A 13,471-nucleotide genomic window follows, 5' to 3' on the forward strand; every position below is an offset into this window, starting at 1 on the left:
ATGACCGACGCGCCCCGTTTCCACATCGAGGAGATCCGCTTCGCCGAGCGCGACGTGGCCCTGCGCCTGCCGTTCCGCTTCGGCGCGGCCACGGTCACGGCCTGCCCGCAGGTGTTCGTGCGGGCACGCCTCCGCTTCGCCGACGGCCGCACGGCCGAGGGCTGCGCGGCCGAGATGATGATTCCCAAGTGGTTCGACAAGAACCCCGCGCTGAACAACGAGCAGAACTTCGAGCAGCTGCGCTTTGCGCTGCGCGACGCGCGCGACGCCTACCTCGGCGAAGACGATGCGCAGACCGCCTGGACGCACTTCGCCTCGAACTACGCCGCGCTGCAGGCCTGCGCGAAGGCCAAGGGCCTGCAAGCACTGGTGGCGAGCTACGGCCCCGCGTTGATCGACCGCGCGGTGATGGACGCGCTGTGCCTGCACGCGGGCACCAGCTTCGCCACCGCCATGAGCGGCAACCTGTGCGGCATCGACATCGCCGGCAGCGGCCTCGCCGACGATCTCGCGGGCTTCGACATGCCGGCCTTCCTTGCCAGCCGGTCGCCGCGCGCCAGCATCGCCGCGCGCCACACCGTCGGCCTGGCCGATGCCATCGACGACGGCGATGCGCGGCCCGACGCCCCCGCCGACGGCCTGCCCACCAGGCTCGCGGCCGCCGTGCAGCGCTACGGCCTCACGCACTTCAAACTCAAGCTCTGCGGCCACACCGCGCAGGACATCGACCGCCTCCAGCGCATCGCCCGCGTGATCGACGGCTGCGCGCAGCTCGTCACGCTCGACGGCAACGAGCAGTACGCCGATGCCGACGAGTTCGCCGTCTTTCTCGACCGCATGCTCTCCACGCCCGTGCTGTGGAAGCTCGCGCAGAAGACCGCCTTCGTCGAGCAGCCGATCCGCCGCGATGCCGCCTTGCAGCGCGACGTGTCGGCGCTCGGCAAACGCATTGCGCTGCTCGTCGACGAATCCGACGGCACGCTCGACGCCTTCGTGCAGGCGCGCGCGCTCGGCTACACCGGCGTGTCGAGCAAGAGCTGCAAGGGCTTCTACAAGTCGGTGGTCAATGCTGCGCGCTGCGCGCACTGGAATGCGGCACAAGACAAGCCGCGCCATTTCCTTTCCGGCGAAGACCTCACCATGCAGGCCGGCGTCGGCGTGCAGCAGGACCTGGCGCTCGTCGGCTGGCTCGGCCTGTCGCACGTCGAGCGCAACGGCCACCATTACGTCAACGGCCTTGCGGCCGTGCCCCAGGCCGAGCAGCAGGCGCTGTCGCAGCTGCACCCCGGCCTTTACGAAACCAGCGATGGCGCCACGCGCCTCGCCCTGCGCGACGGACAGCTCGATCTGTCCTCGCTCGCCACCGCGCCCGGCTTTGCCACCGGCAAACCCGGCGCCGGCATCTCGTGGGACGCCATGCGTTCCGTCTACTGAAGCCCCCTCTCGCACCCCAAGGAAGAAAACGATGGCCACCCAACGTCTCGGAATCATCATGCACGGCGTCACCGGCCGCATGGGCATGAACCAGCACCTGATCCGCTCCATCTGCGCCATCCGCGCCCAGGGCGGCGTGACGCTGTCGAACGGCGACAAGGTCATGCCCGACCCGATCCTCATCGGCCGTAACGCCGAGAAGATGGAAGCGCTCGCCAAGGCCCACAACATCGCGCGCTGGGGCACCGACCTCGACCAGGCGCTCGCGAACAAGGACGACACCGTCTTCTTCGACGCCGGCACCACGCAGATGCGCCCCACGCTGCTGGCCAAGGCCATCCGCGCCGGCAAGCACGTGTACTGCGAGAAGCCGATCGCCACCAACCTCAACGAAGCCGTCGAAATCGCCCGCCTGGCCGACGAAGCCGGCAAGGCCACGGGCTTGAAGCACGGCGCCGTGCAGGACAAGCTCTTCCTGCCGGGCTTGCGCAAGCTCGACATGCTGCGCCGCGCGGGCTTCTTCGGTCGCATGCTCAGCGTGCGCCTGGAGTTCGGCTACTGGGTGTTCGAGGGCGACTTGCAGCCCATCCAGCGCCCGAGCTGGAACTACCGCAAGGAAGACGGCGGCGGCATGATCCTGGACATGATGTGCCACTGGCGCTACGTGCTGGACAACCTGTTCGGCGAGGTGAAGTCGGTGTCGTGCATCGGCGCCACGCACATTCCCACGCGCTGGGACGAAGCCGGCAAGCCCTACGAAGCCACCGCCGACGACGCGGCCTACGCCACCTGCGAACTCACGGGCCACAACGGCGAGCCGGTGATCGCGCAGCTCAACATGAGCTGGGCCACGCGCGTGCGCCGCGACGACCTCGTGACCTTCCACGTCGACGGCACCGACGGCTCGGCCGTGGCGGGCCTGTCGAGCTGCCGCGCCCAGTCGCGCGTGGCCACGCCGCGCCCGGTGTGGAACCCCGACGAGAAGCAGACGATGAACTTCTTCGACCAGTGGCAGGAAATTCCGGACTCGCAGGTCTACGACAACGGCTTCAAGATCCAGTGGGAACACTTCATTCGCCACGTGGTGGAAGACGCGCCCTACAAGTGGACGCTGCCCGAAGGCGCCAAGGGCGTGCAGCTGGTCGAGGCCGCGCTCGCGTCGTGGCAGGAGCGCCGCTGGATCGACGTGCCCACGCTGAAGGTTTGAGGAAGAAGAAGACAAAGCCATGGCCCTGTCGCTGACCCTTCCCACCGCGAGCGGCGCGCTCGCGGCCTACGCCCTGCGCGGCACCGCGCCGGTCAAGCCCGAAGCGGGCGTCAAGTTCAACCGCATCGCCTACTCGGCCGCCCACGTCGTGGCCGACCCGCTCGCCGCCATCGATCCGTGGCTGCAATGCGCCGTCGACTGGGACACCACCATCGCCTACCGCCGCCACCTGTTCTCGCTGGGCCTGGGCGTGGCCGAGGCCATGGACACCGCGCAGCGCGGCATGGGCCTGGATTGGCCGACCTCGCTCGAACTGATCCGCCGCTCGCTCGACGCGGCGAAGGACGTGCCCGGCGCGCTCGTCGCCTCCGGCTGCGGCACCGACCACCTGAACATCGACGACGTGAAGAGCGTCGACGACGTGATCCGCGGCTACGAAGAGCAGATGGCCGCCATCGAGGCGCTCGGCGGCAAGCTGATCGTGATGGCCAGCCGCGCGCTGGCCCGCGTGGCCAAGAGCCCTGCCGACTACGAGCGCGTGTACGACCGCATCCTGAGCCAGGCCAAGCAGCCCGTGGTGCTGCACTGGCTGGGCGACATGTTCGACCCGGCGCTGGCGGGCTACTGGGGCACCAAGGATGTCGATGCGGCGATGGACACCGCCGTGGGCATCATCGCGGCGCATCCAGACAAGGTCGATGGCATCAAGATTTCGCTGCTCGACAAGAACAAGGAAATCGCCATGCGCCGCCGCCTGCCGAAGGGTGTGCGCATGTACACGGGTGACGACTTCAACTACGCCGAGCTGATCGCCGGCGATGGCTTCGGCAGCGAGCCGACGCACGGCAAGAGCGATGCGCTGCTGGGCATCTTCGACGCCATCGCGCCCGCCGCGAGTGCCGCGCTCGGCGCACTGGCGCAAGGCAACAGCGAGAAGTTCCACGCGATCCTCGGCCCCACGGTGCCGCTGTCGCGCCACATCTTCGCGGCGCCCACGCGCTTCTACAAGACGGGCGTGGTGTTCATGGCCTGGCTCAACGGCCACCAGAAGCACTTCACGATGGTGGGCGGGCAGCAGAGCACGCGCTCGCTGCAGCACTTCGCAGAGTTGTTCCGGCTGGCCGATGCGGCCAACCTGCTGGAGCAGCCCGAGCTCGCGGTACGACGCATGAAGACGCTGCTGGCGCTGCACGGCGTGGAAGGCTGAGCGATCCCATGCGTGATTTCTCGCAGAACCACGACTGGCTGTCGATCAACACGGCGACCATCCGCAAGCAGTCGGGCGCCGAGGTGCCGCTGGACCGCCTCATCGACCAGTGCGCCGAACGCGGCATCCGCGCCATCAGCCCGTGGCGTGACCAGGTCGCGGCCGTCGGGCTCGACAAGGTGGCCAGGCAGTTGAAGGCGCACGGCATCGGCCTCTCGGGCTACTGCCGGGGCGGCTTCTTTCCCGCGCCCGATGCGGCCGGCCTGAAGGCCGCACTCGACGACAACCGCCGCGCCATCGACGAGGCGAAGACGCTCGATGCGCCCTGCCTCGTGCTCGTGGTCGGCGCCCTGCCCGGCGCGCTCGACGGCAAGGCGGCGTACAAGGACATCGGCCGCGCGCGCAATGAAGTGCGCGACGGCATCGCCGCCTCGCTCGACTACGCGCGCGAGGTCGGCATGCCGCTGGCCATCGAGCCCCTGCACCCGATGCAGGCGGCCGACCGCGCGTGCATCAACACGCTCGAACACGCACTCGACCTGTGCGACGAACTCGATGCGGGCAAGACCGGCATGCTCGGCGTGGCGCTCGACATTTATCACGTGTGGTGGGACCCGAAGCTGCAGCAGCAGATCGCCCGCGCCGGCCGCGAACGGCTGCTGGCGTACCACGTCTGCGACTGGCTCACGCCGACACGCGACCTGCTCTCCGATCGCGGAATGATGGGCGACGGCGTGGTCGAGCTGAAGAAGATCCGCGGATGGGTCGAGGACGCGGGCTTCGCGGGGTTCAGCGAGGTCGAGATCTTCTCGAACCTCGACTGGTGGCAGCGCCCCGGCGCCGAGACGCTCGACGTCTGCATCGAGCGACACCGCAGCGCGGTCTGATCGATCCGGCCGAAGCGAACGGCAGCCGCTTGTGCTGCAATTCGCCCCATGGCTGACCCGACCCTCGACGACCTGCGCCGCTACGCCGTCGCGCGCACCCTCTTCACGCCCACGACGCTGCCCGCCGCCATCCGCAAGCTCGGCTTCGTGCAGGCCGATCCGATCCGTGCGCCGGCGCGGGCGCAAGACCTCACGCTGCGCCACCGCGTGAAGGACTACCGTGCGGGCGATCTCGAAAGCCGCTACGCGCGACTTGCGATCGAGGAAGACTGCCTCGTCAACTACGGATTCCTGCCGCGCGAACACCTGGCGCTGATGCATCCGCGCGAGGCCAAGAAAGCCTGGGACGCTGACACGCGGCGCAAGGCCGCCGACGTGCTGGCCTATGTGCGCGAGCACGGGCCGGTGCATCCGCGCCAGGTCGAGCAGCACTTCGCGCATGGCCGCATCCAGAACTACTGGGGCGGCTCCAGCAATGCCACCACGCACCTGCTCGACGGCATGCACTACCGCGGCCTGCTGCGCGTGGTGCGGCGCGACAGCGGCACGCGGGTCTATGAAGCGGTGAGCCATCCGCCCGCCGACGACAGCCCCACCGGACGCGCGCAGCGTGCGGCGGCGCTCATCGAACTGGTGGTGCGCAAGTACGCGCCGCTGCCGGCCACGAGCCTGACCTACCTCGTGCGCCTGCTCGGCTACGGCGCGCCGCACCTGGCCGCGCAGACGCAGGCGGCGCTGCGGCTGGCGCGCGAGGAGCTGGCCAGTTGCCGCATCGACGGCACGACGTGGTACTGGCCCGCCGACGAGAACCCCGTCTCGCGCCGTCATGCGCCCGACGACGCGGTGCGGCTGCTCGCGCCCTTCGACCCCGTGGTGTGGGACCGCCGCCGCTTCGAGCTGCTGTGGGGCTGGACATACAAGTTCGAGGCCTACACGCCCGCGCCGAAACGGCAGTTCGGCTACTACGCGCTGCCGATGCTGTGGCACGACCGCGTGATCGGGTGGGCCAACGTGAGTGCGTCGGAAGGTCGGTTGCAGCCGGCCTTCGGCTACGCCGACGCGAAGAAGCCGCACGGCGCGGCCTTCCGCGCGGGCCTCGATGAGGAACTGCATCGCATGACGCAGTTCCTCGCAGGCCGCTGACGCTGCCTTTTATAATCGCCCGCCTCAGCCAGCCGCCCGCGCCCGCCGCGAGCCCGCCAGCCGTCTTCGAAGGAACGAAGACGCAGCAGCCCGAGCGACGACACATCCCGTCGTCGCCCCCGGCCACTGCCCCCACGACGCCGTAGACACACAACACCAGCCGGATGCGCTTTCCTTTCGGAATGCGCCACGGCACGCGCTCGTTCGTTTCCGTTTTTTTCGATCGCACCCGAGAAGCCATGGCGCGCCTGACCGCGCCGCAGCCACTCCCCCGCCCTAGACACACCTGACGCAGGACACAGGAGAAGCTGCACATGACATCCAAGAATCGTCGCCCCGGAACGCCGCGCACGCGGCGGGGCTATGCCACGCTCGCGGTCACCGCCGTGGCGCTTGCCGCCAGCGCACATGCCCACGCGCAAGAAACTGCCGCTGCCGAAACGCGGCAGGCGCTGCCCACGGTCACCGTCTCGGGCGATGCCGGCGAGACCGCCACCGGCCCCGTGACGGGCTTCGTCGCCAGGCGCGGCAGCACCGCCACCAAGACCGACACGCCGCTGATCGAGACGCCGCAGGCCATCTCGGTCGTCACGCGCGACCAGATCGAAGCCCAGGGCGCGCTCACCCTGCGCGAGACCACCAACTACACGGCCGGCGTGGTGTCGAGCTACTTCGACAGCCGCGTGGATTCGTTCAAGGCCCGCGGCGGCGACGCCGTGCAGTACCTTGACGGCCTGCAACGCACCTACGGCACCTACAACGCCAGCCGGCCCGACCCGTACATGCTGGAGCGCGTGGAGCTGCTGCGCGGCCCTTCGTCGGTGCTGTACGGCCAGGGCGGCATCGGCGGCGTGCTCAACCTCGTGTCGAAGCGCCCGCAGGCCGAGACGCAGCGCGAGGTGCAGCTGCAGCTGGGCAACAACGCGCGCAAGCAGATCGCCGCCGATTTCACCGGCTCGCTCGATCCCGAGAGCAAGTGGATGTACCGCCTCGTGGCCGTGAACCGCGACAGCGGCACGCAGGTCGATCATGTGCCGGACGACCGCATCGCGATCGCGCCCTCGCTCACCTGGCGCCCGAACGCCGACACCTCGCTCACGCTGCAGGCGTCCTACCAGAAGGACAAGAGCGGCTCGCTGATCGGCTTCTTCCCGTGGCAGGGCACGCTGCTGCCCTCGCTGTACGGCCGCATCCCGACCTCGACCTTCACCGGCGAGCCGGGCTTCGACCGCTTCGACACGCGCAGCACCTCGCTGGGCTACCTGTTCAGCCACCGCCTCAACGACACCTGGACGGTGCGCCAGAACCTGCGCTCGACCGAGAGCAAGGTCTGGTACAACACCTCGTACACCAGCTTCACGGCCAACCGCCTCACGGGTCGTCCGGCGCGCCCGGTGTTCAACGCCGACCAGCGCACCATCGAGCGCGACCTGAGCAGCGACATCAACGGCGGCAAGATGCTGCTGCTCGACAACCAGGCCGAGGCGCACTTCAGGACCGGCGAGGTCGAGCACACGCTGCTGCTGGGCGCCGACTTCCAGCGCAACACCACCTCCAAGCTCTCGGGCCGCGGCCGCGCGGGCGCGCTCGACGTGTACGCGCCGGTGTACGGCAATTACACGGCGCCGACCAGCTTCACGCGCGCACCCGAGGTGGTGCAGAAGCAGGCCGGCCTGTACGTGCAGGACCAGGTCAAGTACGGCCGCTGGATCGGCCTGCTGGGCCTGCGCCACGACAAGGCCACCACCGACACCGAAGGCCGCCCCGCCGCGGCCGCCGACGACAAGGCCACCACCAAGCGCGCCGGCCTGGTCTACCTGGCCGACGGCGGCTGGGCGCCGTACCTGAGCTATGCCGAATCGTTCCTGCCGCTCGGCGGCGTCGACACGTCGAACAACCCCTTCAAGCCGCAGCGCGGCAAGCAGTGGGAGGCCGGCGTGAAGTGGGAGCCCGCGGGCCAGCGCACCTCGTTCATGGCGGCGGTGTACGACCTGCGCGACACCAACCGCAAGACCACCGACCCGACCAACCCGCTCAACAGCGTGCAGCTCGGCGAAGTGCACGTGAAGGGCCTGGAGCTCGAGTACAAGGGCAGCATCGCGCGTGACTGGGACTGGATCGCCTCGTACGCTTACACCGACGCGCGCGTGTCGAAGAGCAACGGCTCCGACCTGGGCAAGCGCATCTCGGGCGTGCCCAAGCACACGGCCTCGGCCTGGGTGACCAAGCGCTTCTCGATCGGTGGCCTGCACGGCTTCTCGGCCGGCGGCGGCGTGCGCTACCTGGGCAAGTCGTACGACGGCATGGACAACAACCCCGTGCCCGCGGTCACGCTGTTCGACGCGATGTTCGCGTGGGACAACGGCCCGCTGCGCCTGGCGCTCAACGTGGCCAACCTGACCGACAAGGTGCAGATCACCACCTGCCTGGCGCGCGGCGACTGCTTCTACGGCCAGCGCCGTACCCTGACCGCGAGCGCGACGTACCGCTTCTGAAGCAAATCCCCGCGCGCTCGAAGGTCTGGCGCGCGGGCGACAACCGGCCCGGCGGTGTGCTTCTAGAATCGCGCCGTCGTCCGGTTCGCCGGACGGCAAGCGTTCTCAGGGCGGGGTGCAATTCCCCACCGGCGGTGATGGCAACGAAAGTTGCACAAGCCCGCGAGCGCCTCGGACCTGCCACAGGTTCGAGGGTCAGCAGATTTCGGTGCGATTCCGAAGCCGACGGTCACAGTCCGGATGAAAGAGAGCGCGAAATGCGGGCATGCCCGCGCGCCTTGCTTTGCTCTTTTTTGGCAAACCGGCGCGCGAGCGGGCCTGTGGTTTCGTGCGCCCTGATTCAGGAAACCTGCTTTCAAGAGGCACACCATGAGTCAGATCAACGACCTTCCCCTTTCTGCCGTCACCGCGTCGGGTTCGCCGCGCGGCCAGCGCATCGCATTCGTCGAGGCGCAATGGCATTCCGACATCGTCCACCAGGCACGCGACGCCTTTCTCGAAGAGATGGCGCGGCTCGGCGTGGCGCGCGAGCTCATCGACATCTTCGATGTGCCCGGCGCCTTCGAGATCCCGCTGCACGCCAAGCGCCTGGCCAACTCGGGCAAGTACGCGGCCATCATCGGCTGCGCGCTGGTGGTGGACGGCGGCATCTACCGCCACGAGTTCGTCGCCAACACCGTCGTCAGCACGCTGATGTCGCTGCAACTGGAGACCGACGTGCCGATCTTCTCGGCCGTGCTCACGCCGCACCACTTCCACGAGCACGTGGAGCACCGCAAGTACTTCCACCGCCACTTCGCGGTCAAGGGCACGGAAGTGGCCGAGGCCTGCTTCAAGACGCTCGAGGCGCTGGACAAGGTCGACGCCCTGCTGGCCGCCTGAGCGGGTTGGCAAGAGGCGCAAGCCTGCAGTAACCTGCGCGGATGGCCTCTCCATCCGCCCCGGCGGTCGCAGCAGCAGCCGCCGACCGCTACACCCTCTATGGGGCGCCCGGCTCGGGCGCCACGCCCATCCACGCCGCGCTGACGCTGATCGGCGCGCAGGTCGACACGGTCGACATCGCCCCCTGGGAGGGCGAGTCCGAGCGCGAGCGACTGACCGGCGTCAACCCGATGCAGCAGGTGCCCGCGCTCGTGCTGCCTTCGGGCGAAGTCATGACCGAGAGCGCGGCCATCCTCATCTGGCTGGGCGACCGCTACCCCGAGGCCGGGCTCTGCCCCGCGCCCGGCGACCCGCGCCGCGCGCAGTACCTGCGCTGGATGGTCTACCTGCCGGCCTCGATCTATTCGATGTTCTGGGTGCGCGACGAGCCTTCGCGCCTCGCGGCCGATGCCGCCGCGCAGGCCGTGGTGCTCGAACGCACGGCCGCGCGCATCGCGCACTGCTGGCACCTCATGGACACGCAGATCGACGAACCCGCGCCCTACCTGCTCGGCGACAAGCTCAGCATGCTCGACCTGTACGTGACTGTGGTGTCGCGCTGGACGCCGACCCGCCGGCGCTTCTACCGCGTGGCGCCGCGCATGGCGCGCGTGGTGCGGCGCGTGGACGCCGACCCACGGCTGGCGGCGTTCTGGGCGGCGCGCTTTCCGTTCTCGATGGATGCGGACGAAGAGACAAGCTGAGGCCCGTTCGTCTCTTCTCATAATCGACGCCATGACCGCACGCACACCGACCACCGCCTACCCGATGACGATCTACCACAAGCCCAACTGCAGCACGTCGCGCAACGTGCTGGGCTTGATCCGCGAAAGCGGCGTGGAGCCCGAGATCGTCCTGTACCTGGAAACGCCGCCCTCGAAGAAGAAGCTGCGCGAGCTGGCGAAGGCCATGGGCCTGACGGCGCGCGACCTGCTGCGCACCAAGGAAGCACCCTACGAAGAACTGAAGCTGGCGGACGAGAAACTGACGGACGACCAGCTGTTCGACGCGATCGTGGAGCACCCGATCCTGCTGCAGCGCCCGATCGTGGTGTCGCCGCGCGGCACGCTCATGTGCCGCCCTTGGGAACGCGTGCGCGAGATTCTTCCCGCTTAAATCGGTTGATCTTCGGGCTGCTGCGCCAGCCCCCACGCGACATGCTCGCGCACCAGCTCGCTCGGATGCTCGGCGCGCGTGGCCAGCGCGTCCTTCGCGCCGCCCTCGCCTGATCGCACCGCATTGCCCAGCGCCACCGCGATGTTGCGCAGCCAGCGCTCGTGGCCGATGCGGCGGATCGGGCTGCCTTCGGTGCGGCGCAGGAAGTCTTCCTCGCTCCACGCGAACAGCTCGGCCAGCGTGCGGCCCGTGAGCCCCTCGCGCGCGTCGAAGTCGGGCAGCGTGCTCTTCTTCGCGAACTTGTTCCAGGGGCAGATCAGCTGGCAGTCGTCGCAGCCGTAGATGCGGTTGGCCATGAGCGGGCGCAGTTCCACCGGAATGGCGCCGGCGTGCTCGATGGTGAGGTACGAGATGCAGCGGCGCGCATCGAGCCGCTGCGGCGCGACGATGGCGCGCGTCGGGCACACGTCGATGCAGGCGCTGCAGCTGCCGCAGTGCGCGCTGACGGGCTCGCTCGGCGGCAGCGCCATGTCGACGTAGATTTCGCCCAGGAAGAACATCGAGCCCGCGTCGCGGTCGAGCACCAGCGTGTGCTTGCCGCGCCAGCCCTGGCCGCTGCGCGAGGCGAGTTCGGCCTCGAGTACCGGTGCCGAATCGGTGAAGGCGCGGTGGCCGAAGGGGCCGACCTCTTCGGCGATCTTCTCGGCCAGTTTGGCCAGGCGGTTGCGCAGCACCTTGTGATAGTCGCGGCCCCGCGCGTACAGCGACACGATGGCCTCGCCGGGCCGGCGCAGCCGGTCGAACTCGATGGCCTGCCACTCGGCGTCGGTGTCGCGCGGCAGGTAGTCCATGCGCGCGGTGATCACGCTCACCGTGCCCGGCACCAGCTCCGCGGGCCGGGCGCGGCGCGTGCCGTGCGTTGCCATGTATTGCATTTCTCCATGGAACCCATGGGCCAGCCATTGCATCAGACCGTCTTCGGCGCTCGACAGATCGACGCCCGCGATTCCGATTTGGGAGAATCCGAGTTCCCGGGCCAAGGCCTGAATACGAGCAACGAGTGGATGGCTGACGATCACTTGCCGATTGTAGAAACGCGCACCCTGCGCTGGCAGGGCGAAGACGACACCGACGCGCTGGCGCGCGCGCTCGCCGCATCGCCCGCGTTGCGCGACGCTTTCATCGCGCTACAGGGCGACCTGGGCGCCGGCAAGACCACCTTCGTGCGTCACCTGCTGCGCGCGCTCGGCATCACCGGGCGCATCAAGAGCCCCACCTACGCGGTGGTCGAGCCGCACGAGGCGCCCGACGGGCTGGCCATCTACCACTTCGACTTCTACCGTTTCGCCGACCCGCGCGAATGGGACGACGCGGGCTTCCGCGACATCTTCGCGGGCCCGGGCCTCAAGCTGGCCGAGTGGCCGGAAAACGCCGCGGGGCGCACCCCACCTGCCGACCTAGCTATTAAAATAGAAGCAATGACCGACGACACCCGCAGCGTGACCCTCCTGGCGAACACCCCTCGCGGCAGCGATCTGCTGGCGTGCCTGGCCGCATGAAGGCGACCGGCCTGAAACGGCGCGTGCTGCTGCAAGGCGGCAGCATCGCGCTGATGCTGGGCGTGCACCAGATCGCGCGCGGCGCCAGCATCCTCGCCGTGCGCGTGTGGCCCGCCGCCGACTACACCCGCGTGACCATCGAGTCCGACGCCCGCCTCAACTCGCAGCAGCTGGTGGTCGGCAGCCCGCCCCGGCTGGCCGTGGACATCGAGGGCATCGACCTGAACACCGAGCTGCGCGACCTGGTCGGCAAGATCAAGCCCGGCGACCCGTACATCAACGGCCTGCGCATCGGGCAGAACGCACCGAAGGTCGTGCGCATCGTGTTCGACCTGAAGCAGACCGTGCGCCCGCAGGTGTTCTCGCTGGCGCCCGTGGCCGCCTACAAGCACCGGCTGGTGCTCGACCTGTACCCCGAGCAGGCCATCGACCCGATGGAAGCGCTGATCGCCGAGCGGCTGCGCGATGCGCCCAAGAACGGCAGCGGCACCACCACCGCCCCGAGCAACGGCCCCATCGTCGCCACCGCCCCGCCCGCGCCCGCCGCGCCGTCGACAGCCCCCGCGCCCGTGCGCCCCGCCATGCCGCCCGGCGACCCGCTGGGCGACCTGATGGCGCAGCAGGCCGCGCGCCCCGCGCCGTCGGGGCCCGCACCGGCCTTGCCGCCCGGCGGCATGCCGCTGCCGCCGGCACCGCCGCCCGTGGTGGCCGCGGCGCCCCCGGCCCGGCCCGTGACGCCGCCCGGCCCGCCGCCGCGCGCCACGGCCAGCCGCACCGACCGCATCATCATCGTGGCGCTCGACCCCGGCCACGGCGGTGAAGACCCCGGCGCCATCGGCCCGAACGGCACGCGCGAGAAAGACATCGTGCTGCAGGTGGCGCACCGCCTGCGCGAACGCATCAACGCGGCCAGCGTCAATGGCAGCCCGATGCGCGCCTTTCTCACGCGCGACGCCGACTTCTTCGTGCCGCTGGGCGTGCGCGTGCAGAAGGCGCGGCGCGTGCAGGCCGACCTGTTCGTGAGCATCCATGCCGACGCCTTCACCACGCCCGCCGCGCGCGGCGCCAGCGTGTTCGCGCTGAGCCAGAGCGGCGCCTCCAGCAGCGCCGCGCGCTGGCTGGCCAACAAGGAAAACGACGCCGACAAGGTCGGCGGCGTGAACGTGGGCAACCACGAGGCGCAGGTGCAGCGCGCGCTGCTCGACATGAGCACCACCGCGCAGATCAACGACAGCCTGAAGCTCGGCGGCGCGATGCTCGGCGAAATCAAGGGCATCGGTGCGCGGCTGCACAAGGCGCAGGTCGAGCAGGCCGGCTTCGCGGTGCTGAAGGCGCCCGACATCCCGAGCGTGCTGGTCGAAACGGCCTTCATCAGCAACCCCGAAGAAGAAGCCAACCTGCGCCGCGCCGACTACCAGGAAAACCTGGCCGACGCGCTGATGCGCGGCATCCAGCGCTACTTCGCGCAGAACCCGCCGCTCGCGCGCAGCCGGCAGCTCTAG

At 69.4% G+C, this 13,471-nt stretch carries 12 protein-coding genes and 1 riboswitch; of the genes, 11 read left to right on the forward strand and 1 reads right to left on the reverse strand.

The features are described from left to right. From AC07SQ_RS05650 to arsC, 9 genes are all read left to right on the forward strand, one after another. A complete protein-coding gene (locus AC07SQ_RS05650) occupies window positions 1-1,434 on the forward strand; it encodes an enolase C-terminal domain-like protein (RefSeq protein ID WP_495270471.1) in 1,434 nt (477 codons plus the stop codon). Between the two features lie 31 nt (window positions 1,435-1,465). After that, window positions 1,466-2,641, forward strand: coding sequence for a Gfo/Idh/MocA family protein (locus tag AC07SQ_RS05655; RefSeq protein ID WP_489058688.1), 1,176 nt, complete (start codon window positions 1,466-1,468; stop codon window positions 2,639-2,641). Between the two features lie 19 nt (window positions 2,642-2,660). Beyond that, window positions 2,661-3,848, forward strand: a complete 1,188-nt coding sequence (locus tag AC07SQ_RS05660) for a dihydrodipicolinate synthase family protein (protein ID WP_495270470.1) — start codon at window positions 2,661-2,663, stop codon at window positions 3,846-3,848. 8 nt (window positions 3,849-3,856) lie between these two features. Continuing rightward, window positions 3,857-4,735 (forward strand): sugar phosphate isomerase/epimerase family protein, encoded by an 879-nt coding sequence (locus AC07SQ_RS05665; protein ID WP_495270469.1) that lies wholly within the window; start codon window positions 3,857-3,859, stop codon window positions 4,733-4,735. 48 nt (window positions 4,736-4,783) lie between these two features. Then, window positions 4,784-5,878, forward strand: coding sequence for a DNA glycosylase AlkZ-like family protein (locus AC07SQ_RS05670; RefSeq protein ID WP_495270468.1), 1,095 nt, complete (start codon window positions 4,784-4,786; stop codon window positions 5,876-5,878). Between the two features lie 314 nt (window positions 5,879-6,192). Beyond that, window positions 6,193-8,373 carry a TonB-dependent siderophore receptor gene (locus tag AC07SQ_RS05675; protein ID WP_495270467.1) on the forward strand — a complete coding sequence of 727 codons (2,181 nt, stop codon included), beginning with the start codon at window positions 6,193-6,195 and terminating at the stop codon, window positions 8,371-8,373. Between the two features lie 97 nt (window positions 8,374-8,470). Beyond that, window positions 8,471-8,629, forward strand: a riboswitch (FMN riboswitch). 113 nt (window positions 8,630-8,742) lie between these two features. Continuing rightward, window positions 8,743-9,255 carry a 6,7-dimethyl-8-ribityllumazine synthase gene (locus tag AC07SQ_RS05680; protein ID WP_062473480.1) on the forward strand — a complete coding sequence of 171 codons (513 nt, stop codon included), beginning with the start codon at window positions 8,743-8,745 and terminating at the stop codon, window positions 9,253-9,255. A gap of 41 nt (window positions 9,256-9,296) precedes the next feature. Then, window positions 9,297-9,998 carry a glutathione S-transferase family protein gene (locus AC07SQ_RS05685; protein WP_495270466.1) on the forward strand — a complete coding sequence of 234 codons (702 nt, stop codon included), beginning with the start codon at window positions 9,297-9,299 and terminating at the stop codon, window positions 9,996-9,998. A 31-nt stretch (window positions 9,999-10,029) separates the two neighbouring features. Further along, window positions 10,030-10,410: an arsenate reductase (glutaredoxin) gene (gene arsC, locus AC07SQ_RS05690; RefSeq protein ID WP_062473487.1), complete on the forward strand. Its 381-nt coding sequence runs from the start codon at window positions 10,030-10,032 to the stop codon at window positions 10,408-10,410. On the opposite strand, the gene queG is transcribed toward arsC, so the two are convergent. Continuing rightward, window positions 10,407-11,489 (reverse strand): tRNA epoxyqueuosine(34) reductase QueG, encoded by a 1,083-nt coding sequence (queG, locus tag AC07SQ_RS05695; protein ID WP_495270465.1) that lies wholly within the window; start codon window positions 11,487-11,489, stop codon window positions 10,407-10,409. The two genes, arsC and queG, sit on opposite strands and share 4 nt — an antisense overlap. Between queG and tsaE the strand changes: the two genes are divergently transcribed. Both tsaE and AC07SQ_RS05705 read left to right on the forward strand, forming a co-directional pair. After that, window positions 11,475-11,969 (forward strand): tRNA (adenosine(37)-N6)-threonylcarbamoyltransferase complex ATPase subunit type 1 TsaE, encoded by a 495-nt coding sequence (tsaE, locus tag AC07SQ_RS05700; RefSeq protein ID WP_056579690.1) that lies wholly within the window; start codon window positions 11,475-11,477, stop codon window positions 11,967-11,969. The two genes, queG and tsaE, sit on opposite strands and share 15 nt — an antisense overlap. Continuing rightward, on the forward strand, window positions 11,966-13,471 hold the full coding sequence (locus AC07SQ_RS05705) for an N-acetylmuramoyl-L-alanine amidase (RefSeq protein ID WP_495270464.1): 1,506 nt from the start codon (window positions 11,966-11,968) through the stop codon (window positions 13,469-13,471). The genes tsaE and AC07SQ_RS05705 overlap by 4 nt, the downstream gene beginning before the upstream one ends.

The sequence above is a fragment of the Variovorax sp. GW821-FHT06D12 genome (assembly GCF_059419205.1).

What these genes read in the sequence shown, in the direction of transcription:
- AC07SQ_RS05675 (WP_495270467.1), top strand. Translation starts at nt 6,193, where the DNA reads ATGACATCCAAGAATCGTCGCCCCGGAACGCCGCGCACGCGGCGGGGC.
- AC07SQ_RS05680 (WP_062473480.1), top strand. Translation starts at nt 8,743, where the DNA reads ATGAGTCAGATCAACGACCTTCCCCTTTCTGCCGTCACCGCGTCGGGT.
- AC07SQ_RS05655 (WP_489058688.1), top strand. Translation starts at nt 1,466, where the DNA reads ATGGCCACCCAACGTCTCGGAATCATCATGCACGGCGTCACCGGCCGC.
- AC07SQ_RS05660 (WP_495270470.1), top strand. Translation starts at nt 2,661, where the DNA reads ATGGCCCTGTCGCTGACCCTTCCCACCGCGAGCGGCGCGCTCGCGGCC.
- AC07SQ_RS05650 (WP_495270471.1), top strand. Translation starts at nt 1, where the DNA reads ATGACCGACGCGCCCCGTTTCCACATCGAGGAGATCCGCTTCGCCGAG.
- AC07SQ_RS05665 (WP_495270469.1), top strand. Translation starts at nt 3,857, where the DNA reads ATGCGTGATTTCTCGCAGAACCACGACTGGCTGTCGATCAACACGGCG.
- AC07SQ_RS05685 (WP_495270466.1), top strand. Translation starts at nt 9,297, where the DNA reads ATGGCCTCTCCATCCGCCCCGGCGGTCGCAGCAGCAGCCGCCGACCGC.
- tsaE (WP_056579690.1), top strand. Translation starts at nt 11,475, where the DNA reads ATGGCTGACGATCACTTGCCGATTGTAGAAACGCGCACCCTGCGCTGG.
- AC07SQ_RS05705 (WP_495270464.1), top strand. Translation starts at nt 11,966, where the DNA reads ATGAAGGCGACCGGCCTGAAACGGCGCGTGCTGCTGCAAGGCGGCAGC.
- AC07SQ_RS05670 (WP_495270468.1), top strand. Translation starts at nt 4,784, where the DNA reads ATGGCTGACCCGACCCTCGACGACCTGCGCCGCTACGCCGTCGCGCGC.
- arsC (WP_062473487.1), top strand. Translation starts at nt 10,030, where the DNA reads ATGACCGCACGCACACCGACCACCGCCTACCCGATGACGATCTACCAC.